Origin of the sequence: Geomonas subterranea, assembly GCF_019063845.1 — a bacterium.
GTDB classification, from domain to species: domain Bacteria; phylum Desulfobacterota; class Desulfuromonadia; order Geobacterales; family Geobacteraceae; genus Geomonas; species Geomonas subterranea.
Genome location: NZ_CP077683.1, coordinates 3,316,978 through 3,343,759, shown reverse-complemented (window position 1 = coordinate 3,343,759; position 26,782 = coordinate 3,316,978). Strand labels below are relative to the sequence as shown.

26 protein-coding genes are annotated in these 26,782 nt (G+C 63.5%); 4 read left to right on the top strand and 22 right to left on the bottom strand.

What is annotated here, in order from left to right:
• The first annotated feature begins 8 nt into the window (after positions 1-8).
• Entirely contained in the window at positions 9-728 is a 720-nt protein-coding gene (locus KP001_RS14565; protein ID WP_217286329.1) for a PilZ domain-containing protein, read from the top strand.
• Positions 729-748: 20 nt separating this feature from the next.
• Complete coding sequence (locus tag KP001_RS14560; protein WP_217286328.1) at positions 749-1,459, top strand: cytidylate kinase-like family protein; 711 nt, start codon at positions 749-751, stop codon at positions 1,457-1,459.
• Between the two features lie 6 nt (positions 1,460-1,465).
• On the opposite strand, the gene KP001_RS14555 is transcribed toward KP001_RS14560, so the two are convergent.
• The 22 genes from KP001_RS14555 to KP001_RS14450 form a co-directional block, all read right to left on the bottom strand.
• Entirely contained in the window at positions 1,466-1,855 is a 390-nt protein-coding gene (locus tag KP001_RS14555) for a hypothetical protein (RefSeq protein WP_217286327.1), read from the bottom strand.
• Between the two features lie 173 nt (positions 1,856-2,028).
• On the bottom strand, positions 2,029-2,454 hold the full coding sequence (locus tag KP001_RS14550; RefSeq protein WP_217286326.1) for a MarR family winged helix-turn-helix transcriptional regulator: 426 nt from the start codon (positions 2,452-2,454) through the stop codon (positions 2,029-2,031).
• A gap of 98 nt (positions 2,455-2,552) precedes the next feature.
• Entirely contained in the window at positions 2,553-4,610 is a 2,058-nt protein-coding gene (locus tag KP001_RS14545) for a PocR ligand-binding domain-containing protein (RefSeq protein ID WP_217286325.1), read from the bottom strand.
• A 163-nt stretch (positions 4,611-4,773) separates the two neighbouring features.
• Complete coding sequence (locus KP001_RS14540) at positions 4,774-5,373, bottom strand: response regulator (protein ID WP_217286324.1); 600 nt, start codon at positions 5,371-5,373, stop codon at positions 4,774-4,776.
• A gap of 28 nt (positions 5,374-5,401) precedes the next feature.
• Positions 5,402-7,309 carry a PAS domain-containing hybrid sensor histidine kinase/response regulator gene (locus KP001_RS14535; protein WP_217286323.1) on the bottom strand — a complete coding sequence of 636 codons (1,908 nt, stop codon included), beginning with the start codon at positions 7,307-7,309 and terminating at the stop codon, positions 5,402-5,404.
• Between the two features lie 210 nt (positions 7,310-7,519).
• Positions 7,520-8,260 carry a molybdate ABC transporter substrate-binding protein gene (gene modA / locus KP001_RS14530; RefSeq protein WP_217286322.1) on the bottom strand — a complete coding sequence of 247 codons (741 nt, stop codon included), beginning with the start codon at positions 8,258-8,260 and terminating at the stop codon, positions 7,520-7,522.
• Between the two features lie 502 nt (positions 8,261-8,762).
• Positions 8,763-8,966 (bottom strand): DUF350 domain-containing protein, encoded by a 204-nt coding sequence (locus KP001_RS14525; protein WP_437178174.1) that lies wholly within the window; start codon positions 8,964-8,966, stop codon positions 8,763-8,765.
• An 87-nt stretch (positions 8,967-9,053) separates the two neighbouring features.
• Positions 9,054-9,422 carry a c-type cytochrome gene (locus KP001_RS14520; RefSeq protein WP_217286320.1) on the bottom strand — a complete coding sequence of 123 codons (369 nt, stop codon included), beginning with the start codon at positions 9,420-9,422 and terminating at the stop codon, positions 9,054-9,056.
• A 98-nt stretch (positions 9,423-9,520) separates the two neighbouring features.
• Complete coding sequence (locus tag KP001_RS14515) at positions 9,521-10,051, bottom strand: HyaD/HybD family hydrogenase maturation endopeptidase (RefSeq protein ID WP_275423316.1); 531 nt, start codon at positions 10,049-10,051, stop codon at positions 9,521-9,523.
• A gap of 242 nt (positions 10,052-10,293) precedes the next feature.
• Positions 10,294-10,959 (bottom strand): Ni/Fe-hydrogenase, b-type cytochrome subunit, encoded by a 666-nt coding sequence (cybH, locus tag KP001_RS14510; RefSeq protein ID WP_217286319.1) that lies wholly within the window; start codon positions 10,957-10,959, stop codon positions 10,294-10,296.
• Positions 10,960-10,971: 12 nt separating this feature from the next.
• Positions 10,972-12,669: a nickel-dependent hydrogenase large subunit gene (locus tag KP001_RS14505; RefSeq protein WP_217286318.1), complete on the bottom strand. Its 1,698-nt coding sequence runs from the start codon at positions 12,667-12,669 to the stop codon at positions 10,972-10,974.
• Position 12,670: 1 nt separating this feature from the next.
• Complete coding sequence (locus tag KP001_RS14500) at positions 12,671-13,810, bottom strand: hydrogenase small subunit (RefSeq protein ID WP_217286317.1); 1,140 nt, start codon at positions 13,808-13,810, stop codon at positions 12,671-12,673.
• Between the two features lie 359 nt (positions 13,811-14,169).
• On the bottom strand, positions 14,170-14,805 hold the full coding sequence (locus tag KP001_RS14495; RefSeq protein WP_217286316.1) for a response regulator: 636 nt from the start codon (positions 14,803-14,805) through the stop codon (positions 14,170-14,172).
• A 1-nt stretch (position 14,806) separates the two neighbouring features.
• Positions 14,807-16,513: a sensor histidine kinase gene (locus tag KP001_RS14490; RefSeq protein WP_217286315.1), complete on the bottom strand. Its 1,707-nt coding sequence runs from the start codon at positions 16,511-16,513 to the stop codon at positions 14,807-14,809.
• A gap of 307 nt (positions 16,514-16,820) precedes the next feature.
• Entirely contained in the window at positions 16,821-17,363 is a 543-nt protein-coding gene (locus KP001_RS14485; protein ID WP_217286314.1) for a C-GCAxxG-C-C family protein, read from the bottom strand.
• Positions 17,364-17,486: 123 nt separating this feature from the next.
• The gene (locus KP001_RS14480) at positions 17,487-18,617 is read right to left on the bottom strand and encodes an ABC transporter permease (RefSeq protein WP_217286313.1); all 1,131 of its coding nucleotides are present in this window, start codon (positions 18,615-18,617) and stop codon (positions 17,487-17,489) included.
• 10 nt (positions 18,618-18,627) lie between these two features.
• Positions 18,628-19,761: an ABC transporter permease gene (locus tag KP001_RS14475; RefSeq protein WP_217286312.1), complete on the bottom strand. Its 1,134-nt coding sequence runs from the start codon at positions 19,759-19,761 to the stop codon at positions 18,628-18,630.
• Positions 19,758-20,777: an ABC transporter ATP-binding protein gene (locus KP001_RS14470; RefSeq protein ID WP_217286311.1), complete on the bottom strand. Its 1,020-nt coding sequence runs from the start codon at positions 20,775-20,777 to the stop codon at positions 19,758-19,760. The genes KP001_RS14475 and KP001_RS14470 overlap by 4 nt, the downstream gene beginning before the upstream one ends.
• A complete protein-coding gene (locus tag KP001_RS14465) occupies positions 20,774-21,736 on the bottom strand; it encodes an ABC transporter ATP-binding protein (RefSeq protein ID WP_217286310.1) in 963 nt (320 codons plus the stop codon). The genes KP001_RS14470 and KP001_RS14465 overlap by 4 nt, the downstream gene beginning before the upstream one ends.
• A 1-nt stretch (position 21,737) precedes the next feature.
• Positions 21,738-22,736 (bottom strand): HlyD family secretion protein, encoded by a 999-nt coding sequence (locus tag KP001_RS14460; protein ID WP_217286309.1) that lies wholly within the window; start codon positions 22,734-22,736, stop codon positions 21,738-21,740.
• Positions 22,737-22,755: 19 nt separating this feature from the next.
• Positions 22,756-24,093: a TolC family protein gene (locus KP001_RS14455; protein ID WP_217286308.1), complete on the bottom strand. Its 1,338-nt coding sequence runs from the start codon at positions 24,091-24,093 to the stop codon at positions 22,756-22,758.
• Positions 24,094-24,109: 16 nt separating this feature from the next.
• Positions 24,110-24,745, bottom strand: a complete 636-nt coding sequence (locus KP001_RS14450; protein WP_217286307.1) for a TetR/AcrR family transcriptional regulator — start codon at positions 24,743-24,745, stop codon at positions 24,110-24,112.
• 191 nt (positions 24,746-24,936) lie between these two features.
• On the opposite strand from KP001_RS14450, the gene KP001_RS14445 reads away from it, so the two are divergent.
• Together KP001_RS14445 and KP001_RS14440 are read left to right on the top strand one after the other, a co-directional pair.
• Positions 24,937-25,083, top strand: coding sequence for a hypothetical protein (locus KP001_RS14445; protein ID WP_217286306.1), 147 nt, complete (start codon positions 24,937-24,939; stop codon positions 25,081-25,083).
• A 293-nt stretch (positions 25,084-25,376) separates the two neighbouring features.
• Positions 25,377-26,687, top strand: coding sequence for a tyrosine-type recombinase/integrase (locus tag KP001_RS14440; protein ID WP_217286305.1), 1,311 nt, complete (start codon positions 25,377-25,379; stop codon positions 26,685-26,687).
• Positions 26,688-26,782 lie beyond the last annotated feature (95 nt).

The following is a 26,782-nucleotide window of genomic DNA, read 5'->3' as shown; positions in this document are numbered from 1 at the left end:
GATTTTCCATGGAACCTAATTTCTACCGGACCATGGTGAAAGCGTCCACAGAGGCGGACTGCGCCGAGATCCTCGGCGGCTTCAGGGATCTTGTCAAGCGCGGTCCGGGCGTCGGGGTGAAACTGCTTAACTACTACAAGGGGCTGCCGATCAGCTATCCGGCGACCCTGGTGGAAGTCAGCGGGGAGATCCTGGAACTGGACGTGCACCCGCAGCAGGCGGTGGCCCTGGGGATCTCCGGGCGGACCTGCATCAAGTGCGGCACCTTCGCCCATACCCTGCTTGCCGAGGTCAAGGACGCGGACGTGCGGCGCATGATGGCGTCGCTGCACAACTTCAGCTACGTGGACCTGATGGTGGAGCAGCGCGCCTCGCTGCGGCTCGAACTGGAGCCCCCTGCTGACGCCGAGATAACGATCGCGGGGCGGAAGGTCGCGGCGAAGGCGCTCGATGTATCACTGGGCGGCTTCTCGGCGCTGAGCTCAGAGCGGAGCCTGCTGGAAAAGGGGGACGAGGTGCTGCTGAAGGTCATGATACCCAACCTGCTGCACAACACGGTGACCCCGCTGGAACTGCCGGCGACGGTGGTGGAACTGGCCGAAGCGGACGGCGGCGAGTTGTGCCGCTTTTCGATCGGCTCCGATCCCCAGATCGAGGGGGTACTCTCGCGGTTCATCTTTCAGCGCCAGGTGGACCTGATACGGGAATTGAAGGAGATGAGCGGCTAGTGCCGCGCGAAGGGGGGATCATGCCTGACAACCTGTTCATACCCTCGGTGGACCTGAGGATCGGGAGCCTCGAGGAGTACAACCGCAGACAGAAGGAGAAGGCGGCCTCCCGGCACGCCAAGCCGAAAGCCCGCCCCTGCATCACCATATCGAGGGAGTACGGCTGCACCGGCTACCCCACCGCGGAACTGCTGCGCGACATCCTGATGCGAAAGACCGGGGAGGAATGGGTCCTGGTGGACAGGGCGATCATCGAGGAGGTGGCCAAGCGCCACAACCTTTCCCGGGAGATCCTGAAGACGCTGGGGGAAAACAACCGGCTTCTCTCCGAGATCCTCGCCACCTTCTCCTCCCGCTGGAAGAGCAATTACGACTATTTCCTGCCGCTTTCCCAGCACGTGGTGGCGCTCGCGGAGCAGGGGAACGTCCTGATCCTCGATCTCGGCGGGGCCATCGTGGCGAGGCACCTGGAGCACTCCTACCACTTCAGGATCTACGGCTCCGAGCGATTCAAGATCTCGACCCTCGCCCGCCGCCTCGGCATCGAAGAGGAGGAGGCCGAGAAGCTCATGCACCGCCAGCAAAAGGTGCGCGATCGCTTCACCAAGGACTTTCTCAACCAGGACGGGCACGATCCCGCCCTCTACGATCTCCTCTTCAACAACGACCGCTGTTCTTCCGACCGGATCGCCCACACCATCGCCGGCTTCGTGCTGGAGAGGCTGGCTTGACAGCGGTCAGACCGGAACCAGCTTCAGGTACTGCACCTCGTTGGGAAGGGTGAAGACGACGAAGACCCCCTCCTGATAGATCTCCCGCGCGTCGCGCGGCGCCGGCCACAGCCTGCGGTCCGCGTCGTCCGCCACCAGGTTCCTCACCTGGTAAAGACCCGATAGCCGGATGCTGTCGGGCAGGCGGAAGGTCCCGGCGTTGCCGTTGGATACGCTCAGGTTCACGAACACCAGCGTCACCGCGTCCCTCTCCCCCTCCTCCGCGCGCCAGCGCGCGACCGAAAAGATCTCCTCGTGGAACCCTCCCCCCGTGAGTCCCAGGAAGTACCGGTTCGGCTCCCGCAGTTCGGGTGTCGCCGCGCGCGCCGCGTTGATCCTCAGGTACATCGCCCCCACGGTCCCGCTCCGGGATCAAGGGAGGGGAGCGATGACCACTGTAGGGGCGAATAATCATTCGCCCAGCTCCGTCGGGAGCGCGTCGATTCCATGGCTTGCGGGAGGGGAGGGCGTTTGGATTTTTAACAGGGATGAAGGGGATGAAAGAGATGCAGGACGGAAGGGACGAAGGCCTAGGGCAGGTTGGCGCGGATCTTCTTCAAAAGGCGCACCAGCTCGCGCTGCTCGGCGCCGTCGACGCCGCGCCACATCTGATCGATAAGGTTGCGCGACACCTCCTCGAATACGGGGCGCAGCGCCTGCCCCCGCTGCGAAAGCCTGACGTACACGGTCCTTTGGTCGACGGTGCTGCTCACCTTGTCCACGTAGCCGTTGGCAACCAGCTTCCCTACCAGCGCCGTCACCGTCGACTTGTCCCGGCGCACCGCCTTGGCCAGGTCCTTCATGGTGACCTCTTCGTTGTTGAAGAGATGGTACAGGATGGCGCCGTGCGAAGGGGCGAGCCCGTCGATCCCCAGCCGCTTGAGCTCCTGGAGCAGGTACCGGTTGATCCCCGCGCGCGTCTCGCTGATGATGGTGGCGATGTTTCTGGTTTCCATGACAGCGGAATTTAGTTTGACGGCCAACTAATGTCAACAAAAAAAACCGGCCGGTTCAAGCTACCTCCAGCCGGTTGGGAAAACGTCGCGGGAGCCGGTCAGTCGTCGCAAAGGAAGGTGTCCTCGATTTTGACGGAAAGGGTGCTGATGTCGAACGGTTTCTGGATGAAGTGCATTCCCTCTTCGACCACGCCGCTTCTCGCCACCAGGTCGGCCGTGTAGCCGGACATGAACAGCACTTTCACCTCGGGAAAGTGCGCTTTGATCTCGTGCACCATCTCGTTGCCGCTCATGCCGGGCATGATGACGTCGGTCAGCACCAGGTCGATCTTGTTCTGCCGGTCGTTGCAGATATCTATCCCCCCCCTGGGGGTGTCGGCAACGATCACGTGGTATCCCAACTCCTCGAGGTACGACCTGGTAACCCTGCGCACCATGTCGTTGTCCTCGACCAGCAGCACGGTGCCTGAGCCGATCCGGACGTCGGCGCACCTGCGCTGAGTCCCGGCCGGGGCATCCCCGCTGGTGCGCGGGAGGAAGATCTTGAAGGAGGTACCGTGCCCGACCTCGGAGTAGACGTTGATGAAGCCGCCGTTTTGCCGGACGATGCCGTACACGGTGGCAAGCCCCAGGCCTGTCCCCTTGCCCACCCCCTTGGTCGTGTAGAACGGTTCGAAGAGGTGTTCGAGCACCTCCGCCTCCATCCCCACCCCGGTGTCGCTCACGACAAGCTGCACGTAATCGCCCGGCACCGCGTCGTGCAGGTACTGGCAGCTCTTCTGGCTCAGGTGGACGTTGTCGGTGTGTATGGAGAGGACGCCCCCGTTGGGCATGGCGTCGCGGGCGTTTACGGCGAGGTTGACCAGCACCTGGTCGACCTGTGAGGGGTCCATCTTGACCGGCCAGAGGTCGGCCCCCGGCAGGCAGTGCAGCGTGATGTTCTCCTCGATCAGCCTCAGCAGCGTCTTCTGCGCCTCGGTGATCAGCTGGTTCAGATCCACCGGACGCGGTTCGATGATCTCCTTGCGGGAGAAGGCGAGCAACTGGCGGGTGATCTGGCTCGAGCGCTGCGCCGCGGTCCCGATCTGTTCCAGCGGCTGCCACAGCGGGTGACCGGGGGCGATCTTCATCTGGGCCAGTTGCGCCTGCCCCATGATTACGGTGAGCATGTTGTTGAAGTCGTGGGCCACCCCTCCCGCGAGCCTCCCCACCGATTCCATCTTCAGCGCCTGCCGCAGCTGCTCCTCGGTCTGCTTGCGCTCGGTGATGTCGCGCACGGTGGCGATGACGCCGACGATCTCGCCGCTGGCATTTTTTAGCGGGGCCAGGGTGTCCGAATGCCAGATGGTGCGGCCGCTGCCCGGGAGCCTCAATTCGACCTCGTCGGAGGTGACGCCGTCGCCGGCAAGAACGCGCCGCAGCCTCTCGACTACCCCCGAATGCTCGAGCATAGGAAAGACCTCCTGGGGAAGCTTGCCGATGACGTCCCCGGCGCTATGGCCGGACAGCTGCTCCATGTAACGGTTCCAGACCTGGAAGCGCAGTCCGCAGTCGTAGACGATGATCCCTTCCTGTGCCGAGGTGATGATCTGCTGCACGCGCTCCTCGCTCTCGCGCAGGCACTCCTGGACCTCCAAACTTCGCAACTGCGTCAGTCCCTGCAGGGCGAGAAGCTCGGTCAGGTTGGCGATGAAGGAGAGGTTCTGGTCCAGCTTGTCCTGACTGATGACCGGGACGCGGTCCATGGCCAGCAGGTAGGACGCCTCCTCGAAGCCGTACTGTTGCGCCTGGAGCTGGAAACGGCCCCGGTCGGGAGGTTGCAGGAAGAGCTGGCCCGTGAAGATGTTGGCGAGATGCTCCCCCTCGATGATGAGCGGAGTGGCGGTGTCGGTGAGCCCCATGGGGCAGGTGATCTGGACGTGGCGCTGCTGGTCCTGCAGTCCGCTGGTGATTTTCTGGTCGCTTTCGATGCAGAATTTCTCGGTGGCGGGGTTGCCGCGGTGGAACCTGGTGCAGATGTCCTGCCATCCGGAGCCGGTCAGGATCTTCCCCTCCAGGTCGATGATGGCGGACGGGATCCCTGACACCTCGTAGAGGCTGTCGAGGATCGTTTGCAGTTTCGGGATGTCGAGAAGTTCGGCGATGGGGTATTTCATCAGTGTTCCCGGTATCCGCAATGTCATTGAAGTAGCTGGTACTGGAGCTGCTACAAGCCCCGCCCCTTTACTTAATAGCGTATGCCAATGGGTGTCAATGAGGGAAAATGTAGGGCTGTATGGGAAACTTCGTAAGGGGGCTTCTGAGAAAGGAGCGTACCCCCTACTTGAGAAACTCCTCCAAGGCGATCCCGGCGCAGTCGGGGCAGTAACTGTGGCTGAAGAGGACGTCCGAGTGCTCGGAAATGTAGGTTTCCAACTGGTTCCAGTACCCCTGGTCGTCCCGGATCTTCTTGCAGGTCATGCAGATGGGGAGGAGCCCGGAGAGCTCCTTCACCTGGGAAAGGACCTCCTGCAGCTCCTGGTTCTGGCGCCGCAGCTCCTCCTTCTGGGAGCGCAGTTCCAGGTGCACCGCCACGCGGCGACACAGAATCGCCGGTTTGACCGGCTTGGTGATGAAGTCCACCGCGCCCATCTCGAAGCCGCGGGTCTCGTCGACCTCCTCGTTCAGCGCCGAGATGAAGATGACCGGTATGTCACGGAGCCGCGGGTCCAGCTTCAGCAGGCGGCAGACCTCGTAGCCGTCCATTTCCGGCATCATGATGTCCAGCAGGATGAGGTCCGGAGGGGTGGCCTCGACAAGTCGCAGCGCTTCCTTGCCATTGCTGGCGCCGATGACGTCGTACTCGGCCCGAAGCACCTTGTAGAGGACTATGAGATTGTCGATGGTGTCGTCAACGACAAGAAGGGTTTTTTTTGCCACCGGGCCCTCAATACGATCCGAAGTCTGCTTACAGGCGCTGGTCGATCTGGATGTTCAACTCCTCGCACAACCTTTGCACTGTCTGCAAGGCTCCGGCGCAATCAAACTGCCTGATTTGCAGGTTCAACTGAGACAGCAGGGGGAGTTGTGGACCGGCGTGGGGAAGGTCGTTAACCGTGTCCAGCACCCCCATGTTTCTCTGCTTTAACAGTGGAACCACCGAGCTAAGTATGTCGGTGAGTTTCGCTATGTCAATAGACACGGCCGTGGATGCTGTGGCATCGGGCGGGGCTTCCAGGTGGACCGCAGGGAGCTGCAGGCAGCGCTTCAATTCCTGCAGCAAAGATGCGATCTCCACCGGCTTCGCCACGTAGCCGTCATACCCCAGTTTCAGGAACATCTCCTGCTGGTCCTTCAGCGCGTGGGCGGTGAGGGCGATGACGGCGGTCCGGTTACCGGAGGGCGCTTCCATCTCCCTTATCTGGCGCATCGCCTCGTTGCCGTTCATGGTGGGCATCTCCACGTCCATGAGGATGACGTCGAACCGCTGCTCGCGCCATTTCCGCAGCACCTCCTCGCCATCGGCCGCGGTCTCCAGCGTATGTCCGAAGCGCTCCAAAAGACGCGACATGATATTGCGGCTGGTCTCCTGGTCGTCCGCGAGCAGGATGTGCAGCTTCTCTCCCTCCCAAAGCGGTGTCATGCCGCTTCTTGCCGGTGCGAGCAGGTCCGGCCGCTCGTCGGAGCGTCGGAACGGGATCAAGAGGTGGAAGCTGCTCCCCGCGTTCTTGAGGCTCTCGGCCCAGATCCGCCCCCCCATGAGCTCGATCAGCTTGCTGCTGATGGAAAGCCCGAGCCCGGTGCCGCCGTACTTGCGGGTGGTGGAGCTGTCCTCCTGGCCGAAAGGGGAGAAGATGCGCTCGATGGCGTCGGGAGTGATGCCGATGCCGCTGTCGGTGACGCTGATCTTCAGGACCGCGACATCCCCGCGCTCTTCCTGGAGTGAGACCGATACGGTGACGCCCCCCTCGTTGGTGAACTTGACGGCGTTGCCCACGATGTTGAAGAGCACCTGCTTCAGCCTCAACTGGTCCCCAACCAGGGTGTCGGGCACATCCTCGGCCACTTCCGGCCGCAGGAACAGCCCTTTGCCCAGGACGGAGCTCATCTGGGACTTGATGACGTCGTTGATGCTGCGCCTGATGCTGAAATTGTGCAGTTCCAGGTCTATCTTGCCCGCCTCCACCTTCGAGAGGTCGAGGATGTCGTTGATGATGGCCAGAAGCCCTTCGGAGGAGCCCATGATCCCTTCGACGTACTCCTTTTGCTCGGGGGTGAGTTCGGTGAAGGCGAGCAGTTGCGACATCCCCATGATGCTGTTCATCGGGGTGCGGATCTCGTGGCTCATGTTGGCGAGGAAGTCGCTCTTGGCCCGGTTGGCCGCCTCGGCGCTCTCCCTGGCTAATACCAGCGCCATCTCCGCCTCCTTGCGGTCGGTGATGTCGAAGCAGTAGCCGATGTAGCCGGCGAAGGAGCCGTCGACGGCCTTGAAGGGGCGCCCGATATCCATGATCCAGCGGAACTCCCCGTCGTGACGGCGCAGACGGTACTCCATCTCGAAGCTTTCCCGTTTCTTGAAGGCTCCCAGCCAGATATCGACGCAGCGCTGCAGGTCCTCCGTGTGCACTCCCTCGGCCCACCCGTTGCCGTATTCCTGCTCCATGGTCCGGCCTGTGAACGACAGCCAGGAGTCGTTGAACCAGTCGCACTCGGCGCTCGTGTTGGCGCGCCATATGAGCACCGGGGCCTCGGCCAGGATTTTCAAGTAATGGTCCGCCAGCATCTGTTCCAGGACGGGGGCGTTGCCGCCGGAGCCGGCGGTGTTCCTGTCCGGGGGAAGGGGGGGGTGGAAAGTGTGGCTGTCTTTTGTTGGCATCCTGAACCTCTGCTGAACCTGGCTCGGGTCTAGATCAGTCGCATGAGTTGGTTGAGTCGGAAAACATTATTAGCAGATAATTTGTTTCTCTCAAATATTTTTCTTTGTGCTGCGTGGAACTCGGTTTTTATTCGATAAAAAAGGGGTTTATAGTGACCAAGATAAAGGGGTGTCAGTGTAACGATGTGTCAGATACAGTCATGCTGGTCGTCAGAATGTGAATCCGTACTTTTTCAGAACCGACACAGCTTGAGCCTCTTTGAGGTAACTGAAAAAAGCGGTTGCCTCGCTCTTTCCCGCCCCGGACGGGGTGAGTGCCATGGGATAGGTGATGCGCGGGTAGAGCTGCCGCGGCACGGTGAAGAGGATGCGGGCCCGTTTCCCGAGCAGGGCATCGGTACGGTAGACGAAAGCGCCGTCCACGTCGCCGCGCTCCGCGTACATCATGCTCTGCCTGACATCCTTGGCGAAGATGAGTTTACCGCTCAGCCGTTTTTCAAGACCGGCCTGCCGGATGGCCCCGGCGGCGTACTCGCCGGCGGGGACGCTGCCGGGGCTCCCCAGTGCGATTCTGTCCAGGAGGGCGAGGTCGCTCATGCCGGTGACCTTCTTGCCGGTGCTCCCGGCGAAGACGAGGGTGTTGCAGGCCAGGGTGTCGACGGAGGAGATGAGTTTTCTCTGCTTCAAGTAGGTCATCCACACCTCGTTGGCGGAGATGAAAATGTCCGCGGGGGCGCCGCTCTCGATCTGCTTGGCGAGAGTGCCGGATGCGCCGTAGTTCGTGACGATCCTGACTCCGGGGTGCTGGCGTGAAAAGCCGTCGGCGAGTTCGTTGAGGGCTTCCTTGAGGCTCGCGGCGGCCGAGATGGAGATTTCACCGGCGAGAGCCGGTGCTGCCAGCAAAAGCAGGGCGAAGAGGGACGATGCTGCCCGGATCAGAACTTTCTTCATGGCGCGCTCCTTTTATTGCGGAATGTATGGGGGGAACCGGCGTGCTTTGCCGTCGTTGCCTCGATTACATGACGCGTGCCACATCGGTCGGGATGGCTTAGTTGTCAGCTGACGAAGGTCCAAAGAAAAGTTCCGGGAGAACGTCGGCCTCGGGACGCCCCCCTCTCTTGACGGGAGGGGGTGGGGTAGGTAAGCCGCAAGAAGCAGAAATGACACCGTTTTTTGTTGCTCCCTTGTCCCTCCTGCAAAGGGAAGGGGGGCGACGGGCCGTTCTCCCGCAATCTCCGGTGAACCGTGGTGACAGTGGGGGTGGAAAAGGGGCTAAGGGGGGAGAAGAGCGGGGTCTGCTGTAAAAAGGGGCACCTGCCACGTGATGCGGCACCACCTTCCTCCCCCTCCCAGCCTCCCCCCTCCGGGGGGAGGGGCGGTTGCCGCCGGAAGTGGGACTCAGCCGGAAGTGGGGGGACAGCCGGAATGGAGCGGCTGGCGCCTCAGGGGAGTCCTAGTAGGTGAGGCAGGCGGCGTTCAGGATGCCGGCGGCAAGGGAGAGGGTTCCCCGCAAAACCGCGGGCCCAAGCGCGTCGCCGGCGATGGAACGGCTCAAGTCGGCGAAGACCAGGCGCAGCGCCAGGAACGCGAGCAGCTGGACCAGGAGGGCGACCCCGGCCCAGACCAGCATGTCCAGGAACGAGACGCTGTGGGAGATGGCGGGGGAAGGTCCGGAGGGAGAGGAGAGTGGTGCAAGATCATACCATCGAGGACGTTATGGCGGGGCGGCCTGGTGCCGCACAGCTCAGCGGTAGGTGGCGAGGATGTACTCGGCGATGAGGCGGGCGTCGGAGTCCGGGATGGTCCCCTGGTCGAAGCGTGTCATCCCGGGGCCCGGGTTGCGCATCCTGTTCATGATGCCGGAGGGCGAGGCGATGCCGTTGTCGGCGAGCACGCCGCCGTGCAGGGTCTTCCTGGGATTGATGACGTTGCCGCCGTCGGGGTGGCAGGGGGCGCAGCGCACCTTGAACAGCTGCGCTCCGCGCTCGCTGGCCACAGGCGGGGAGCCGGTTTTCTGAGACTCGGTGCAGCCGCCAAGGAGCGCGGCCATGCCGAGGCAGGCGGCGAGGCAGGCGGCGATGTGGCGGCCCGGTAACGGTGGCGGCAGCGGCACCGGGCGATGTCCTTGCCTCCCATGAGCCCCCCCTCCCGACCTTCCCCTTCCGGGGGGAGGAGCTGATGGAGAAGTTGTGGGGCGCAGGGGCATGGCGGCTAGTCCCTGCATTCGCTGAAGGAGCGGGAGACGGGGCGGCACTGGACGCCGAAGGCGGAAAGTTCCTTCAGTACCGCCCCCTTCATGGTTTCCACCTGCAGCGACACCTCGTGGGTGAGTTCGGTCCCCATCTCGATGCTCCCGGGCTGAACGCCGATCAGCACCATCTTGCCCGGGGCCTGCCCCATGAGCCGCGCCACCGAGAGGAGGTCCTTGAGCCCCATCTGGTGCGGCGAGACCTTGGTCTCCAGGGCGATCGGGAGCTCCTCGCCGGAAAGCCGCACGCAGGTTCCGGGCTCCTTCCCCGTTTCCACCGCGTCCACCATGATCAGGTGGCTCCTCCCTTCCAGCACCGGGAGGAGGTCGAGCCCCAGCGTGCCGCCGTCAACGATCTCCACGCTCTTTGGGAACAGGAACTCCCGCTGCAGCTGCTGCACGACCCGGATGCCGACGCCGTCGTCGCCCATCACCAGGTTTCCTACGCCAAGCACCAGTACCTTCGGTGCGTTTTTCACGGAATTTGCCGCCACGTGTTCGTTCTCCTTTAATTAGGTATGCTCTCCGCCCCCCGACTCTTACAATCCCCTCTCCCCCCGGGAGAGCGCCTGTGTGATCTTCCGCCCCCTGACTCTTTTATAATCCCCTCTCCTCCCGGGAGAGAGCTTGCGCGATCTTCCGCCCCCCCCAACTCTTACAATCCCCTCTCCCCCTGGGAGAGGGCTAGGGTGAGGGGATTTTGGAGTCCGGGGTTCTGGAGAGGGAATCCAGGAGGTTATTCTCCCTTTTTAACGGTGAACTTGTACCCGCTGAACATACTGGAGATTTCTCCGCCGTGCTCCTTGATGTCCATCAGCCATGCGCTGTAGATGTGGTTGATGACGAAGCCGAAGATGAGCCACATCCCGAAATGGTGGGCCAGGCGCATCCCCTGCAGGCTGAAGTGGGAGTACATGAAGCCAAGCGCCGTGAACATCACGCCCCCCGGGGCGTGGGTGGCGTACATGGCGAAGCCGGTAAGGATCATGCCCAGGTAGACCAGGAAGAGCGCGAAATAGGCGGTGGTCGCCAGCGGGTTGTGCCCCACCGTTTCCGGCACCTGGTGCGTCTGCAGCGTGTAGTAGCGTATCATGTGCCGGAGCTTTTCTCTCCCCGTGGCGCTGAACATCGGGAAGAAGGCGCGCCAGCTGGCGTGCTCGTTGCCGATGAAGGACCAGACCACGCGCGAGGCGACGCTCACGGTGAAGGCGTAGGCCGCCACGAAATGGATTAGGCGGATCCACCCCATGGCGTAGTCGCTTGCGCTCGCCCCGAGGGTCACCGGGTGCCCGATCAGGAACCCAGTCCCCGACAGGAGCACGATGGCGAGCACGTTGATCCAGTGGAACCAGCGCAGCGGCAGTTCCCAGACGTACTGCTTGAACTTGCAACGATCCGACATGGCCCACCTCCTCTAGGATGCCTTCACCCTGACCATCTCCCTGCCGGTGGCGTCGAGGACGTGCACGGCGCAGGCCAGGCAGGGGTCGAAGGAGTGGATGGTACGCAGGATCTCGAGCGGCTTTTCCGGGTCCGCCACCGGCGTTCCCAGAAGGGCCGCCTCGTAGGGCCCCGCCTGCCCCTTGCCGTCGCGGGGCGAGGCGTTCCAGGTGGAGGGGACCACCGCCTGGTAGTTGAGGATCTTCTGGTCCTTGATCTTGATCCAGTGCCCCAACCCTCCGCGCGGCGCCTCGTGCCAGCCGTAGCCGTGCGCCTCGGCCGGCCAGGTCGCCGGGTCCCACAGCTCGTTGGAATGGATCCTCAGGTCTCCCTTGGCGATGTTGCCGATCAGCTCGTCCAGCCACTTGGGGGCCTGCTGCGCGATGACCAGGCAGTCGATGCCGCGGGCGCCGGTCCGACCGAGGGTGGAGAAGAGCGCCTCCGGGCCGACACCCAGTTTCTTCAGCACCAGGTCCACCGCCGTCTTGGTCTCCTTGTGCCCCGAGACGTAGGCGACCAGCACGCGGGAGAGCGGCCCAACCTCCATCGGTTTCTCCTCGTAGCGCGGCGCCTTGACCCAGGAGTATTTCTTGTCCGTGTCGAGGTACTGGTAGGGGGGCTTGGGGCCGGTGTAGTTGGGCTCGCTGGAGCCTTCCCAGGGGTGCAGTCCCTTGCCGTCACTGCCGGCATCCTGGTACCAGGAATGTTCCACGTGCTCGGTGATCTTCTTCTGGTCCAGCGGCACCACCTTGGAGATGTCCCGGTTCAGGATGGCGCCGCCGGGGAGCCACGGTTTCCCATTGGCGTCGGGGAACTCGGCGTAGCACATGTAATTGCCGACCCCGGCGCCGATCCCCGCCCAATCCTTGTAGAAGGAGGCGACCGCCAAAAGGTCCGGGATGTAGACCTTCTCCACGAATTCCTGGGCCTTGTGCAGCAGGCGCTTTATCTCGATCAGCTTGTCGGCGTTGAGCGCGTTTTGCGAGTCCGGGTCGATGGGGATCGACATCCCACCCACCAGGAAGGTCTGCGGGTGCGGGTTCTTGCTCCCCAGGATGGCGTGGATCTTGATGATGTCCTTTTGCCACTCCAGCGCCTCCAGGTAGTGGGCGGTGGCCATCAGGTTCGCCTCCGGCGGGAGCTTGTAGGCCGGGTGCCCCCAGTAGGCGTTGGCGAAGGGGCCGAGCCGCCCGGAACCGACGAATGCCTTCACCTTGTCCTGCACGGACTTGAAGTAGGTCGGCGAGTTGTTGGGCCAGTCCGAGATGGAGGCGGCGAGCTGCGCGGTCTTCACCGGGTCGGCCTTCAGCCCCGAGGTGATGTCCACCCAGTCCAGGGCGTGCAGGTGGTAGAAGTGGATCACGTGGTCCTGGGTGTTCTGGATGGCGATGATGATGTTGCGGATCAGCTGCGCGTTGGGGGGGACCGGGATCTTCAGCGCGTCCTCGACGGCTCGGATGGAGGCGATGGAGTGCACCGTGGTGCAGACGCCGCAGAAGCGCTGGGTCCAGTACCAGGCGTCGCGCGGGTCGCGCCCCTTGAGGATCGTCTCTATGCCGCGGAACATGGTGCCCGAGACCCAGGCATTGCTGATCTTGCCGCCGGAGACTTCCGCCTCGACGCGCAGGTGCCCTTCGATCCTGGTGATCGGGTCGACAACGATCTTGGTCATCTTACTCCTCCTTGGCGTCCTCGCCCGGTTCCTTGTCCTTTCTCATGGCGGAAAGCGCTCCGTGCACCACGAAGGCGCCCGCAGCACCCGCGGCGAGCCCGAGGCCGATGGCGTCGGCGGTGTGCTCGATGCCGAAGCCCGGCACGTTGGGAAGCCTCTTGTACATGGGGGACATGACGTCCCAGAACTGGGGCTCGGCGCAGCCGACGCAGGGGTGACCCGAGCCGATGGGCCAGGCGGTCTTCTCGTTGTAGCGCTGGGTGGGACAGTTGTGGAAGGTCGCGGGGCCCTTGCACCCCATCTTGTAGAGGCAGTACCCCTTGCGGTGCCCGTCGTCCCCCCAGCGTTCCACGTACTGTCCGGCGTCGAAGTGCGGGCGCCGTTCGCAGTTGTCGTGGATGCGCTTGCCGTAGGCGAAGAGCGGCCGGCCGTGGCCGTCGAGAGCGGGGATCTTGTTGAAGACCAGGTAGTGCACGATGGTGGCGGTCAGGTTGTCGGCGTTGCAGGGGCAGCCGGGGAGGTTGATCACCGTGGCGCCGGGGACCGCCTCCTTGACCCCCACCGCGCCGGTCGGGTTGGGGGCGGCCGCGGGAATCCCGCCGTACGAGGCGCAGTTGCCGATGGCGATGGTGGCCGCGGCGCCGCCGCAGACCTGGCGGGCGCGTTCCAGGTTCGACTTCCCCCCCACGCAGCCGTAGACCCCGCCGTCCTTCATCGGGATGGAGCCCTCGATGACGGCGAAGTACTTCCCCTTGTAGTCGGTGATGGTCTTCTCCAGCGCGGCCTCCGCCTGGTGCCCGGCGGCGGCCATGATGGTCTCGTGGTAGTCGACCGACAGGATGTCGAGGATGATCTCGGCGACCGTGGGGTTGGCCGAGCGCAGGAGCGCCTCGCTGTCGCCGGTACACCCCTGGAATTCGAGCCAGACCAGGGGGGGACGTTTCACCTCGTCCAGCGCCCGGGCCACGGACGGGGCGAAGGAAGGTGGCAGCGCCAGGGCCGCCGTGACCGTAGAGCAGAACTTGAGGAAGTCGCGTCGCGAGACGCCGCGCTCCTTCAGTATCTGGCTGATGGAGAGATCCTCATTGCGCTGGGTATCTCCCCGTGTTTCGTTACACGGCTCCGTTCTCGTCGTGCTCATCCCGGCCTCCCCTTGCTGACAGCGAAACGGTGGACTCTTTGGCGCGTGAACCAGAACTGGCAGTATATGCTATTTTAGTAGAAAGATGTTTTATTGCAAGAGGGGAAAGTGAGTCTGGTGAGAAAAAAAGTCAGAATGAATGGTGTTTATGAGTAAAACAAGAATATTTTGACGTGTCGGCGGGGCGAGTAATGACAGAATGGAGGGATCTTGCGTCAGTTCCCTCTCCCTCCGGGAGAGGGTGCCCGAAGGGCGGGTGAGGGCGCCGCCTGCTGGGATCTTGCCTTTGGCACCTCCCCTCACCCTGACCCTCTCCCAGAGGGAGAGGGGAGGTGGATGCCTGTGGCGGATGGCGGCTGCTAGACCAATCCTTTTTCCTGTGCGTAGCGCAACAGTGCGAGCCTGCCGTCGACGTTGACCTTCTGGTAGATGTTGTGCAGGTGGACCTTGACCGTCCCCTCGCTGATGCAGAGCCTGTCGGCGATCTCCTTGTTGCGCGACCCGCCTGCCACCATGCGTACCAGCTCGACCTCGCGCTGGGTGAGGAGGTTGGCCACCTCGCGCCCCCCCGCTTCGCGCTTCAGGAGCTTTTCCAGTGCCTGCTTGGCCGAACGGCGCTCAAGCCACTGTTCGCCGGCGTGCACCTTCCTGATGCACTGCACCAGGAACTGAGGCGCCATCTCCTTCAGGACCACCCCCTGGATGCCGAGCATGACCGCGTCCAGCATATCCTCGTCCTCCAGGGCCGCGGTGAGCAGGACCAACCGCGCGCCGAGCCGTTCCTCGGTCACCCTGCGTGCCACCTGGATGCCGGTCAGCCCCGGCATGCGGATGTCGAGCACCGCCACGTCGGGGCGCTGCCGGCGGATCTCTTCCAGCGCCTCAGCGCCGTTGCTGCAACTGGCCAGCACCTCGAAATCCTCCTCGAAGTTGAACAGTCCGGTCAGTCCGTTAAGGATCAGCGGGTGGTCGTCGGCGATGACCAGTCGAATCATGTCAGCCTCCTAGTTCCATGAGGGGCAGTGTGATGTCGAGGCGGGCGCCGTGCTCGCTGGAATCGATCACCAGTTTCCCGTTGAGCGCGTCGATGCGCTCCCTGAGCGTCACCGGGCCGCGCTTCAGGTCGCTTAGCTGGTCCTGGTCGAAGCATCCCTGGAAGCCGAAGCCGCGCCCGTCGTCGGTCACCGTTATCCGCGCCCACTGGGTGTCGAAATGGATCTCGGCGCGCAGCGTCGTCGCCTCCGCGTGGCGCACCGCGTTGATCAGCGCCTCGTGAACGACGAAATAGATCTCGCGCGCCATGCTGCGCTGCAGCCGCGGTGCGGGGGTGTGGCAGGTGACGGAGCAGGCGACCTCCCATTGGCGCTTGATGCGCCCGGCCAGTTCCTCCAACCGCTTGGGGAGACCGAACTCCTCGGTCTTGCGCCGCGAGAAGAGCGGCTTCATGTCGTTGATCTGGGTCCTCAGGTCCCGCTGCTCGGAGGCGAGCAGTTGCTGGACCTGCAGGATGTTCTCCCGGGCCGCGGCCGGGTCCGTCGCGATCTGGCGGCTCGCCGCCGCCAGTTGCAGCCCGGCGCCCGCCAGGGCCTGGAGCAGGCCGTCGTGCAGGTCGTGGGCAAGCCGGAGACGCTCGTCTGCAGCGGCCCCCTGCTGGAGCTGTTTCAAGAGCAGCGCGTGATCGAGGCGGGCGGCGATCTCGCGTGCCACGATCCCTCCCAGGACCAGGTCGTCCGGGGTGAGGTGGCTCCGGTCCAGGGCGAACAGGTACCCGGAGACTTTCTCCCCTCCCAGCGGCGAGATGCAGGCGGAGGAGACGTTGAAGTAGCGTACGAACTCGGGGTGCAGCGGTGCGCAGCGGCGCTGTTGCAAACCGCCGGCGGTGTTGCACACCACCAGCGCCCGGTCGGAGCCGGCCTCACGGCAGAAGAAACTCGCCCGTTCCAGTCCCCCGGCGACGAGGTCGCCGAAGATGCCGGGCTCCTTCCACTCGTAGCGGCACCCTTCGGCCGTCCAGCACAGCAGGTGCAGCCACGGTTCCTCTTCCTCCTCCCACAAAAGCACCACGCGTGGCACTTTCAGGATGGCCGCGGCGTGACCCAGCATCCCCTGGCCGTCCGCCCCCGGTTCCTGCGGGAGCGTTTCCCTGGGCCACTGGGACAGCATGGCCAGGATCTCCCGCATCGACTCCTCGTAGGCGCCGAGGTAGCCCAGAAGCCCCGCTACTACCGCGAGATAGGCGATGCGGATGATGAAGCGGTTGAGCTCGAAACTGTGCTCCAACAGCAGGTTGGAAGGGTACCACGCGAGCAGCAAGGTGATGGACATCGCCGCCACTGCGGTCCAGAGGGTGCCGCGCCACTGCCAGCGGAAGGTGGCGCAGACCAGGATGAAGATGAAGTAGACGAAGAAGGGACTGTTGGGCCCGGTGGTGAGGAACATGAGGCAGGCAAAGACCAGGAGGTCGATGCTGTGCGTGATCAGGTGCAGCCTGCTCCAGCCAAAGGCCTGACGCCACGTGAGAGCGCCAATGGCGAGTGAGTAGCCGAGGTAGCCGGAGAGGATGCCATAGGCTGTTGCCGCGTAGCGGGTCGGCTCGGAAGGGTCGAGCCAGACCGCGAACAGGAAGAAAGCGGAGAGGATGACGCGCCCGGTGGCGATCAGGTACTCGGCCCGGGTTTTGGAGTGGTAGCTCGGTTGCGTCATCGTCGTCGTGCTCCCGCGGTTGAGGGGCGTGGCCGAAGGTGACGTCGGTCACCGTCCTGCGCGCTGTAGGACCGATTTCGGTGCGGCATTTTATACACCGGTCATGCGCTACGTCAACGGTTTAGATCGGCTTTGACGGATTAAAGGTGGAAAATGATCGTCGTGGAGTCAAACGGTGGATTATTGACCACAGTTTCAAGCGACGGCACCCGGTGTGGAGCCGCGGGAGCGGCACCGGAGGGAGGTGCGGGGAGGCGGGATGGGGAGATCGAGCCCGCACCGGAATAAGACCGGCGCGGGCGGCACGCTAGATCATTTCCTCGAGGATCTCCCCGGCGCTTTTCACTAAATGGGGGCAGCGGGTCTTGAAGAGCCCCTTGCTGTCGGCCTCTTTCATCCCTTTCCTGGTCGACATGTCGATGCCGAGGAGCTGCGAACACCCCAGTTCTCCGTGGCGCGCCTTGAACTCCTTGTTGAATGCCTCGACCTTCGGGAACACCTTCCTTTCCTTGGGGCCGTAAGCGAGGCCAAGCACCATGTAGGCCGCGGTGACCGCGCCGCACTCGTGGCCGGTGGTCATCCCTCCGGCGAATCCGGTGGCGAGCCTGCCGGCCGCTTCGGGAGAGATGCCGTAAGCGGGAGCGTAATTCTCCAGGATAGCCTGGGAGCAGTTCGTCGATTTCAGGAAATGTTTCCTGGCCGCTTCCGGGCGTCCTGCCGCGGTCTTGGCGTCGGCGGCCGCCCCGGCCTCGCCGGAGATGTTTCCCGCTGCGAGGCAGACGCCCAGGCAGAGCGAGCCTTTCAGCAAGTCGCGCCTGCTGATCAGTTCCTGTTGCTTTTCCTTGTTCATGAAAACCTCCGGTATGGTGGCCGCGGCGTACCGCAGCTTGAGGGGCAGGTATCCCGGAGGGGTGTTGTATCACATTATTTGAATTAAAGGAAGTATGGGGTGGCAGCGGCAGAACCGGTGCGGCTATTCCAGCGACTTGCGGAAGCGAAGCACGCTCACGGTGAGCATGACCGCGGCGATGAGCGCCATGGCGGCCATCTGGGGCCAGAGCACATCGAAGCCGACCCCTTTCAGGTAGACGCTTCGCAGCACCACCTCCTGGTAGCGCAGCGGGTTCAGGTAGGTGAGCCACTGCAGGATTTCCGGCATGCTGGAGATGGGGGATCCGAAGCCGGAGAAGATGACGGCGGGCATGATGAAGAAGAAGCTGGTCACCATGGCCTGCTGCTGGGTCGCCGAGACGGTGGAGATGAAGAGCCCGACGCCGAGCATGCACAGGATGAAGCAGACGGTCCCGGCGGCCAGCACCAGGAAACTGCCGGTGAGCGGCACGCGGAACCAGAGCGTCCCCGCCAGGCTGATCAGCGCCGTGTCCAGGAGCCCGATCAGGAAGAAGGGGATGGTCTTGCCCAGGATGAATTCGGTGCGCCGTATCGGCGTCACCATGATCTGTTCCAGGGTGCCGATCTCGCGCTCCCGCACCACCGCGAAGGCGGTCAGGGTGACCACGATCACCAGGACCAGGTTGCCGATCACCCCCGGCACGAAGAACCACTGGCTGCTCATGTCGGGGTTGTACCAGGGGCGGCGCTCGACGACGATCTCGGGGAGCGTGGCGGCGACGGCGGGAGCCTGGCGGTTCAGCGCATCGAGCCGGTACTGCCGGGCGAACCCTTGTGCCACCTGGTTCAGGTAACCAAGCCCCACCAGCGCCGTGTTGGAGTTGCTGGCGTCGACTATCACCTGAAGGTGCGCGGTCTCCCCCTTGCGCAGATCGCGCGCGAACCCCGAATTGATCTGCAGCGCCATGGTGACCTCGCTCCGGTCGATCAGGTCCGGGATCTCCCGGCGGTCGGCGACACGGCGCACCTGGAAGTAGCGGCTCGCCTGGAAGCGGGAGATGAGGTCCCGGCTCACCTGGCTGTTGTCGTAGTCCACGACGGCGATCGGGACGTGCTTGATCTCCAGCGTGGCGGCGTAGCCGAAGACCAGCGTCTGGATGACCGGTGGGGCGAACAGGAAGAATCTCGCCCTCTTGTCACGGATGACGTGCAGGAACTCCTTGATCAGCATCTGGCGCAGGCGACCGAGCATGTCTCTCCCCTCAGGCGAGTTTTTTGCGGAAGACCCGCGTGGCGGCAAGCCCCAGCAGGGCCGCGAAGATGGCGAGCCCCAGGAAATCCTGCCACATGGTAAGGACGGGCGACCCCTTCAAGAAGACGTTGCGCAGGATCGCCATGTAGTAGCGGGCGGGCACGATGTGGGTGATGCCCTGGACCATCGCCGGCATCTGGTCGATCGGGTACACGAAGCCGGACAGGAGAAACGCGGGGAGGAAGGTGGCGATCAGCGAGATCTGGCTCGCCGCGAGCTGCGTCTTGGCGACTACTGAAAAGAAGTACCCCAGCGAAAGGACCACGGTAAGGAACAGGAAGGTGCTCAGCAGGAAGACCCAGATGTGCCCGCGGAAGGGGACGCCGAACCACCATACCCCCATGATGGCGCAGAGGGTGGTGTCGGCGAGACCGATCGCCACGTAGGGTGCGAGTTTGCCGAGCATGATCTCCAAGGGAGTCACCGGCGTCGAGATGAGCTGCTCCATGGTGCCGCGCTCCCATTCCCGTGCCACGGTGAGTGATGTGAGGAAGGTCCCGACCACCGCCATCACCATGGCCACCACGCCCGGGACGATGGTGACCATGCTTTCCAGGTTCTCGTTGAACCAGGTCCGGGCGTCGACGCTCAAGGGAAGCCGCGCCTCCCCCTGTCCGCGCCCCTGCAGCCATTCGAGCTGGAGTTGCTGGGAGTGCGCCTGCGCCACCGCCTCGGTGTAGCTCATCCCCAGGCTCGCGCTGTTGCTGTCGGTGCCGTCGAAAATCGCCTGAATGCTCACCTTCTGCCCCGAGCGGAGTTTCCTGGAGAAGTCGGGAGGGACCACGAGGCCGATCTGGCAATCTCCCTTGTCGATCGCCTGCACCAGTTCCGGGTAGCTTGCCACCGTTTTTACCACCTTGAAGTAGACCGAGGCCTGGAACCGTTTGAGGAAGTCCTGGCTTTGCTGGCTCTTCTCCTGGTCGTAGACGTAGACCGGGATGTGTTTGGTGTCGAAGCTCACGCCGTAGCCGAAGGCGAACATCATCACGATGGGCATGGCGATGACGATGCCGATGCTGCGGGCGTCGCGCCGGATCTGGATCATTTCCTTGCGTGCCATGGCGCAGAGCCTGTTCCAGTTCATGGTTGCCCCTTTTCCCCACCGGTTGCCCCGGTTGCCCCGGTTGTATCCCCTTCATCCCAGTTCCCTTCCGTGTCCCCTGCATCCCTGTTCAGGGTGGTGAGCGCCACGAAGACGTCCTCCAGGGAGGGGCGGATCCGCTCGATGCGGGTTGTCTGGATGCCGCGCGCGGCGAGGAACTCCTGCACCTGCGGGATGGCGCGCTGCGCGGAAGGTACCACCAGGTGCAACGCGTTACCGAAAATGGCGGCGTCGGTGACGCCCGGCGCCCCGTGCAATTCCTCAAGGGCCTTCCCCACCTGGTCGCATTCCACGAGGAGGAGATCCCCGGCCATGCTCTTTTCCTTCAATTCCAGCGGCGATCCGGAGGCGACGATCCTGCCGCGGTCGATCAGCACCAGGCGGTTGCAGTACTCCGCCTCATCCATGTAGTGGGTGGTCACGAAGACGGTCACCCCGTCGTCGGCCATGCGGTGGATCAGCTCCCAGAAGAGCCGCCGGGAGATGGGGTCGACACCCGAGGTGGGTTCATCCAAAAAGACGATGGGGGGGCGGTGCAGCACGGCGCAGCCCAGGGCCAGGCGCTGCTTCCATCCCGCGGCGAGGGTCCCGGTGAGGAGCTGCTCCCGGCCGGAGAGCCCCGCCATGTCGATGGCCCAGTCGATGCGCTCCGTGAGATCGGCCGCCGGTACGCTGTACATCCCGGCGAAAAAGCGCAGGTTCTCGATCACCTTCAGGTCGTTGTACAGGGAGAACTTCTGCGACATGTAGCCGATATTCTGCCGCACCCGCTCCGGTTCGCGCGCCACGTCCAGTCCGGCCACCAGCGCCTGTCCCGAACTCGGCCGTAACAGGCCGCACAGCATCCTGATGGTGGTGGACTTGCCGGCGCCGTTGGGCCCGAGAAACCCGAAGATTTCGCCCGGGCTCGCCTCGAGGGAGATGTTGTCCACGGCCACGAAGTCGCCGAAGCGCTTCACCAGGTCCCGCACCACGACTGCCGGGGGCGTCCCGTTCATCGCCCGCCCCCCTGGTTGGCCGGTCCGGCCTGTTCGCGCTGCACCGCCTCGACGAAGAGGTCCTCGATGGAGGGGGGGACCTGCTCGATGGCGTCGCAGGATATTCCGGCCGCGGCGATGCGGGTGCGCAGTTCCGGGATCATGCGCTGCGGGTCGCTGACCACCAGGTGCAGGCCGTCCCCCACGATCATGACGGTGGAGATCCCCTCCATCCCGGCTAACAGGTCCCGGAGCGGGCGCGGTTCGGCGCAGACGATGGATAAGACGGCGCCGGGAAGCGAGCCCTTCAGGTTGGCGGGGGTGTCGCAAAAGAGCATGCGCCCCTCGTGCAGGAGCGCCACGCGGTGGCACCGCTCGGCCTCGTCCAGGTAGGCCGTGGTGGTGAGGATGGTAACGCCCTGGTCCAAAAGCGTGTAGAGGATGCGCCAGAAGTCGCGCCGCGACACCGGGTCGACCCCGTTGGTCGGCTCGTCCAGCAGGAGCACCTCCGGGGTGTGGATCAGCGCGCAGACAAGCCCCAGTTTCTGCTTCATCCCGCCGGAGAGTTTCCCGGCGAGGCGGGAGCGGAACTCCGCCATCCCGGCCGCCTGCAGCAGTTCCACGGAGCGCTCCTCCCGCTCCCGGCGCGGCACCCCGAAGAGGTCCGCGTAGAAGCGGATGTTCTCGTCCACGGTCAGCTCCTCGTAAAGCCCGAAGCGCTGCGGCATATAGCTTATGTGGTGCTTGGCGCGCTCGGCGTCGCGGCGCAGGTCGTAGCCGGCCACGGTGGCGTTTCCCTCGTCGGGGGGGAGTACTCCCGCCAGCATGCGCATGGTGGTGGTCTTGCCGGCGCCGTCCGGGCCGACCAGCCCGAAGATCTCGCCGCGCCGGACGGCGAAGCTCAGCCGGTCCACGGCCCGCACCCCCGGAAAGGACTTGGTGAGCCCGGTGAGCTCTATGGTGTTCTCCCCGCCGCTCATGTTACCTGGCCGGCGCCACGGAGAAGGTCGCATCCGCCGGCATCCCCGGTTTCAGCTCGTGCCCCGGGTTCTCGAGTTCGATCTTGATGCGGTACACGAGGGTCACCCGCTCCTTGTGAGTCTCGACCGACTTGGGGGTGAACTCGGCCTGGGACGAGATGAAGGAGACCCGTCCCCGGTAGGACTTGCCGGGATAGGTGTCGGTCTTGACCGTGGCGACCTGGCCGAGCTTCACCCTCCCGAGGTCGGTCTCGCTCAGGTAGCCGCGCATCCAGAGGTGGTCGAGGTCCGCGATGGTCACCACCGGCGCCCCGGCGGCGAGCACCTCGCCCAGTTCGGCCTGGCGCACCAGCACCACCCCGGAGATGGGGGCCTGGAGGGTGGTGTAGGAGAGCTTGATCCGGGAGAGTTCCAGCGCCTGGCGCGCCGACCGGACCGCGGCGCGATTGATCTCCACCTGCTCCTTGCGCACCCCCTCCAGCACCTGGTCGTAGTTCTGCTTCGCCCGCTCCAGGGCCGCCTGGCTTCGCTTCAGCGCGGCGGAGGCCGTGTCACGCACCTGCGCCGACACCTCGTCCTTCTCGTAGAGGGCCTGGTAGCGCTGCAGGTCGTGCTTTTTCAGCTCGTAGTCCGCCTGGGCGTCCAAGACCGACTGGTGCGCCGCCTTCTTCTCCTGTGGACGGCTCCCGGCAGTGGCGAGCCCAAGCTCCGCCTGGCGTGTCCCCACGCCCGCCTCGTCGATCTGCACCTGCTGCCGGTAATCGCTCTGGTCGAGCCTTGCCAGGATGTCTCCCGCCTTGACCAGCTCCCCCTCCTCGACCGGCAGTTCCGTCAGGCGACCGGGAACCTTGAACCCGAGCACACTCTCGTGCGCCTCGATGTTCCCGGAGAGCGTCACCGAAGTGGCGCCGGCATCCTTAGCGGCGCGGTGGGTGAAGAAGTATCCGGCGCCGGCTGCGACGGCGACCAGCAGGATGATCGGGATCAGTTTTCTTTTCATGGCGTGCGTGACCTCGCAGTTATTCGATGCCCAGGAACAGCCGGTACACCTTTTCCGTGTCGCCCAAGGCGCGGGCGAGCGCTATCTTCGCCTCGGCGTGCTGCGCCAGCGCGTTGAGCTCGTTGTCGCGAGCCCGCGCCAGCGCTTCCTGCGCCGTGACCACCTCGATGTTGTTGGCGACCCCGTTTCTGAAGCGGTCGCCGGCGTACTGCAGTTCGCGCTCGGCGAGCTGCGCCCCTTCCCGCGCGGTGGCCACCTGGTCAGTCGCGGAAGCCAGAGTCAACAGGGCCGCGCGGATGTCCTGCTCCACCCCGAGTTTCAGGTCGGCCACCTGCCGGGCGTTGCGCTCGAGGCGGCTCTCCAGTTCCAGGCGCTCACCCTTGCGGTCGTAGTCGAACAGGTTCAGCACCATGTTGACCTGCAGCATCCCGCTCGGATCGAGGCTGCTCACCTCCTGGCCGCTGGTGCCGTAGTTGCCGCTCACCACGATCTTCGGGAGGTAGCGCGAGCGGGAGGCCTTCACCAGCTCCTCCAGGGAGGCGCGCTGGGAAAAGAGCGAGCGGTAGTCGGGGCGGCTTTCCAGCGCGGCCTCGATCCCCTGCTCGATCCGCGGCGGTTCCAGGGGCTTGAAGGCGAGCTTGTCGGTGAGGGTGATGGGGGTGCCCAGGTCGATGCCGACGCTGCGGGCCAGGGCGAGCAGGGCGAGTTGCGCGTTGTTCCCGGTCACCTGGAGGTTCTGGCGGTCGTTGGCAAGCTGCACCTGGGCGCGCAGCACGTCCAGGCCGTCGGCCACCCCGGCCGCGCGCTGGTCCCGGGCCAGTTTCTCCAGGGCCTCCGAGGTCTGCACCCGGCTTCGCGCCGTCGCCACCCGGGCCTCGGCGTAGGCGGCATTCAGGTACTGCACCGTGACCAGCCGGATCACCTCGCCGCGCGCATCCAGGTAGTCGTCGAGCCGCGCCTTTTTCTCCTGTTCGGCCGCCCTGATGGCGTGGTAGCTCTGCAGGTCGAGGATGTTCTGCTCGCCGTAGATGCGGAAGTCATAGCTGGTGAAGGGACCGACCACGGCCGGGGAGTTGGGGAGGCTGATCCCCTGGGCGCGCAGGTTGCGGGTCTGCCAGGCGAACGGCGTCTCGATGCGCAGGTGCGGGAGGTAACCGGCCACCCTGCGTTCCCGCGTCCCTTCCGCTTCGTTCACCCTGGATCTCGCCAGCACCGCGTTCAAGTTCGTCTCCAGCCCGCGGGTGATGGCCTGGTCCAGCGACAGCGCCAGGGGAGGGGAGTCCTGGGCGCACGCCTGTCTCCCCGCCAGAGCCAGCAGGAGGGATACGGTCAACAGTTTCAAGGCGTTTGTGATCATGGCGTGTCCTTTGTTGCTACGTGGAGCGGGCCCCGTCGACGAAGAGCTGGATGCTCTTCTTAAGGTTCTCCTCCAGGGGATCGACCGGGTTGAGCGACCAGGTGATCATGGTGCCGAAAATGATGCGCTGGAACGACTGAGCGATGCTGAAGGCATCGAGGTCGCAGCGGATCTCCCCCGATTGCTGGCGCCGCGCCATGAGGGCCGAGAGCTGCCGGATGTTGCCCTCCATCGCCTCCGCCATCCGCTTCTGGACCGTCTCGCTGCCGAAAACGGCGGTCATGAGGCTCTGGATCAGCCCGGGCCCTTTTTCCTGCTCAGCAGTCAGCGTCAGTGCCAGTTGCAGCAAAAGCGGCGCGAGCGGACGGTCCGAATCACGGTGCGCGGTGACGAACTCCGCCACCCGCTCCATCTGCAGTTCCCGGTATTCGAGCAGGACGCTTTCCTTGTTTTCGAAGTAGTTGAAAAAAGTTCCCTTGCCCACGTCAGCGGCGGCGGTGATCGCCTCTATGGTGGTAGCGTTGAACCCCCGCTCCGCGAAGAGGCCGAGCGCGGCCCGGAAGATCCGCTGCCTGGTTTCCTCGCTCCTTTTCGCCCTGCGTCCTGAGGGGCGGTCGGCAGGGGGGGGATTCTGCTTTGTGACGCTGCTCATCACGGTTCTCCTTAAAGTTGACTCATGGTCAGATTTGACTATAGGTCATGCCTCGCGGCATGTCAAGCGGTGGAGAGTGAAGTGATGCAGCTTGGATGGGGCGGGATGGGGTGGCTGGAAATTGTCAATAACCTGGTCATTTGGATTACAATGGAGGTTGCGAAGGGTGCCGAAGTGAAGGAGAAATGATCATGAAGAAGATAAGGATATCGGTGGGGCTGCTGCTCCTTGTCACGCTGCTGTCGGGGTGTTGCCCGTGCTGGTGGCATGATGATGGCTACGGTCGCGGCGGCAGGCATTATGATGACCGCGGCGGGTACGGCGAGCGCAGGTACTGAAAATAAAAGGGCCGTGAAGGGGGAAGGAGCATCCGGGGAGGGAGTAAATGAAAAAGGGTCGCAGCTTGCGCTGTGACCCTTGAATTTTTGGCTCCCGAGGTAGGACTCGAACCTACGACACACGGATTAACAGTTTGAGGGTCTGTATTGCGTGTGTTGATGTGGAGTGTTGTGACCTATGAAATATCAAGTGTTTATATCTGTTGTAGTTGTGTGCTGTATTGACGTGTTACCTTTATTGTGTTACCTATGTGTTACCTGTTGATAGGATGGCAATTCAAAGGGGGGCGGACATGGCAGATGCAAAGGGGAAGATCAAGATCGGGAAGAGGTCTGTCGATGGACTGCCGCTTGCGCAGAAAGGCCAGCAGGTTGACTACTGGGATTCAGACCTGAAAGGTTTTGGCGTCCGCGTATCACATACGAGCAAGGCATACTTCGTGATGAAGCGCGTGAACGGGAAGTTAACACGGGTGACGCTCGGCAAGCATGGCATCCTTACCGCTGAGAACGCACGCGCCGCCGCCATAGACGCCCTCTCGGAACTACACAAAGGCATCGACATCAACCGCGAGAAAGCACAGAACCGGGAGCGAGGCGTCAGCCTCGGGGACATGCTTGAGAGCTACTTCATGGCCCGGCAGGAGTTGAAGCCGCGCACTGTCACCACCTACCGCGACCTTTTCAGGCTGTACCTCTCTGACTGGATGAGTAAGCCCATTGGGGAAATTACTAAGGACATGGTGGCGCAACGGCACTTGAAGGTTTCTCAGAAGGGAAAGGCCGCCGCAAACAACACCATGCGTACCCTGCGACTGGTCTACAATTTTGCCAACGAACTTTTGGATGACACCTTGCCCGTGAACCCCGTCAAGCGACTGTCGAACACGCGCCAGTGGTTCAAGGTCGAACGGAGAGACAGCATTGTCGCGGAAGCCGATCTCCCCAAATGGCTCACCAGTGTCAACAGGCTGGACAATCCGACCATCCGAGACTACCTCTTGTTGCTCCTCTTCACTGGCGCTAGGCGCACAGAGACGGCATCACTATCATGGTCGGACGTAGACATGGGGCAGCGAACCTTTGTCCTCACCAAGACCAAGAACGGAAAGCCCTTGCCTCTCCCCATGAGTGACTTCATCTATCAAATCTTCCAGCGGCGTGCGGCTCTGCGTGAAAACGATTTCGTTTTTCCGGGGACTGGGAAGCATGGTCATCTAGTCGAGCCGAGGAAGCAGATGCTCAAGGTGATGGACGAAACGGGCGTTAAGTTCACCCTGCACGACATGAGGCGGTCTTATACAAGCGCGATCGACGGCGTTGTGGGCTACTATGAACTGAAGCGTTTGCTGAACCATGCGGCCAATACCAACGATGTTACCGCAGGGTACGTGGTCAAAAATGTCGAAAAGCTCCGCCCCCTCATGCAGCGAGTTACGGACACCTTGATGTTTGCGGCCCACGCATGGAGCCCTTATGAACAACCGACCCCGGCAGAATCCAATCCGGGCGTCATCAACCTTGCGGAGAAGAGGCGGCAGCGGCAGGCGGATACAAAGTTCCCGTATGAAAGGCATCCATCGGAGGCCACCGCCCCACGTTAACAATTCTAGCATCGTGAGTTGTTTACAACTTTGTATCTGGAAAAAGCTTGATCCTATCTGAAGAATCCGCACTTACTATGTAGGCGCGGATTTTT

What these genes read in the sequence shown, in the direction of transcription:
- KP001_RS14565 (WP_217286329.1), top strand. Translation starts at nt 9, where the DNA reads ATGGAACCTAATTTCTACCGGACCATGGTGAAAGCGTCCACAGAGGCG.
- KP001_RS14560 (WP_217286328.1), top strand. Translation starts at nt 749, where the DNA reads ATGCCTGACAACCTGTTCATACCCTCGGTGGACCTGAGGATCGGGAGC.
- KP001_RS14550 (WP_217286326.1), bottom strand. Translation starts at nt 2,454, where the DNA reads ATGGAAACCAGAAACATCGCCACCATCATCAGCGAGACGCGCGCGGGG.
- KP001_RS14545 (WP_217286325.1), bottom strand. Translation starts at nt 4,610, where the DNA reads ATGAAATACCCCATCGCCGAACTTCTCGACATCCCGAAACTGCAAACG.
- KP001_RS14535 (WP_217286323.1), bottom strand. Translation starts at nt 7,309, where the DNA reads ATGCCAACAAAAGACAGCCACACTTTCCACCCCCCCCTTCCCCCGGAC.
- modA (WP_217286322.1), bottom strand. Translation starts at nt 8,260, where the DNA reads ATGAAGAAAGTTCTGATCCGGGCAGCATCGTCCCTCTTCGCCCTGCTT.
- cybH (WP_217286319.1), bottom strand. Translation starts at nt 10,959, where the DNA reads ATGTCGGATCGTTGCAAGTTCAAGCAGTACGTCTGGGAACTGCCGCTG.
- KP001_RS14505 (WP_217286318.1), bottom strand. Translation starts at nt 12,669, where the DNA reads ATGACCAAGATCGTTGTCGACCCGATCACCAGGATCGAAGGGCACCTG.
- KP001_RS14500 (WP_217286317.1), bottom strand. Translation starts at nt 13,810, where the DNA reads ATGAGCACGACGAGAACGGAGCCGTGTAACGAAACACGGGGAGATACC.
- KP001_RS14495 (WP_217286316.1), bottom strand. Translation starts at nt 14,805, where the DNA reads ATGATTCGACTGGTCATCGCCGACGACCACCCGCTGATCCTTAACGGA.
- KP001_RS14490 (WP_217286315.1), bottom strand. Translation starts at nt 16,513, where the DNA reads ATGACGCAACCGAGCTACCACTCCAAAACCCGGGCCGAGTACCTGATC.
- KP001_RS14485 (WP_217286314.1), bottom strand. Translation starts at nt 17,363, where the DNA reads ATGAACAAGGAAAAGCAACAGGAACTGATCAGCAGGCGCGACTTGCTG.
- KP001_RS14480 (WP_217286313.1), bottom strand. Translation starts at nt 18,617, where the DNA reads ATGCTCGGTCGCCTGCGCCAGATGCTGATCAAGGAGTTCCTGCACGTC.
- KP001_RS14475 (WP_217286312.1), bottom strand. Translation starts at nt 19,761, where the DNA reads ATGAACTGGAACAGGCTCTGCGCCATGGCACGCAAGGAAATGATCCAG.
- KP001_RS14470 (WP_217286311.1), bottom strand. Translation starts at nt 20,777, where the DNA reads ATGAACGGGACGCCCCCGGCAGTCGTGGTGCGGGACCTGGTGAAGCGC.
- KP001_RS14465 (WP_217286310.1), bottom strand. Translation starts at nt 21,736, where the DNA reads ATGAGCGGCGGGGAGAACACCATAGAGCTCACCGGGCTCACCAAGTCC.
- KP001_RS14460 (WP_217286309.1), bottom strand. Translation starts at nt 22,736, where the DNA reads ATGAAAAGAAAACTGATCCCGATCATCCTGCTGGTCGCCGTCGCAGCC.
- KP001_RS14455 (WP_217286308.1), bottom strand. Translation starts at nt 24,093, where the DNA reads ATGATCACAAACGCCTTGAAACTGTTGACCGTATCCCTCCTGCTGGCT.
- KP001_RS14450 (WP_217286307.1), bottom strand. Translation starts at nt 24,745, where the DNA reads ATGAGCAGCGTCACAAAGCAGAATCCCCCCCCTGCCGACCGCCCCTCA.
- KP001_RS14445 (WP_217286306.1), top strand. Translation starts at nt 24,937, where the DNA reads ATGAAGAAGATAAGGATATCGGTGGGGCTGCTGCTCCTTGTCACGCTG.
- KP001_RS14440 (WP_217286305.1), top strand. Translation starts at nt 25,377, where the DNA reads ATGGCAGATGCAAAGGGGAAGATCAAGATCGGGAAGAGGTCTGTCGAT.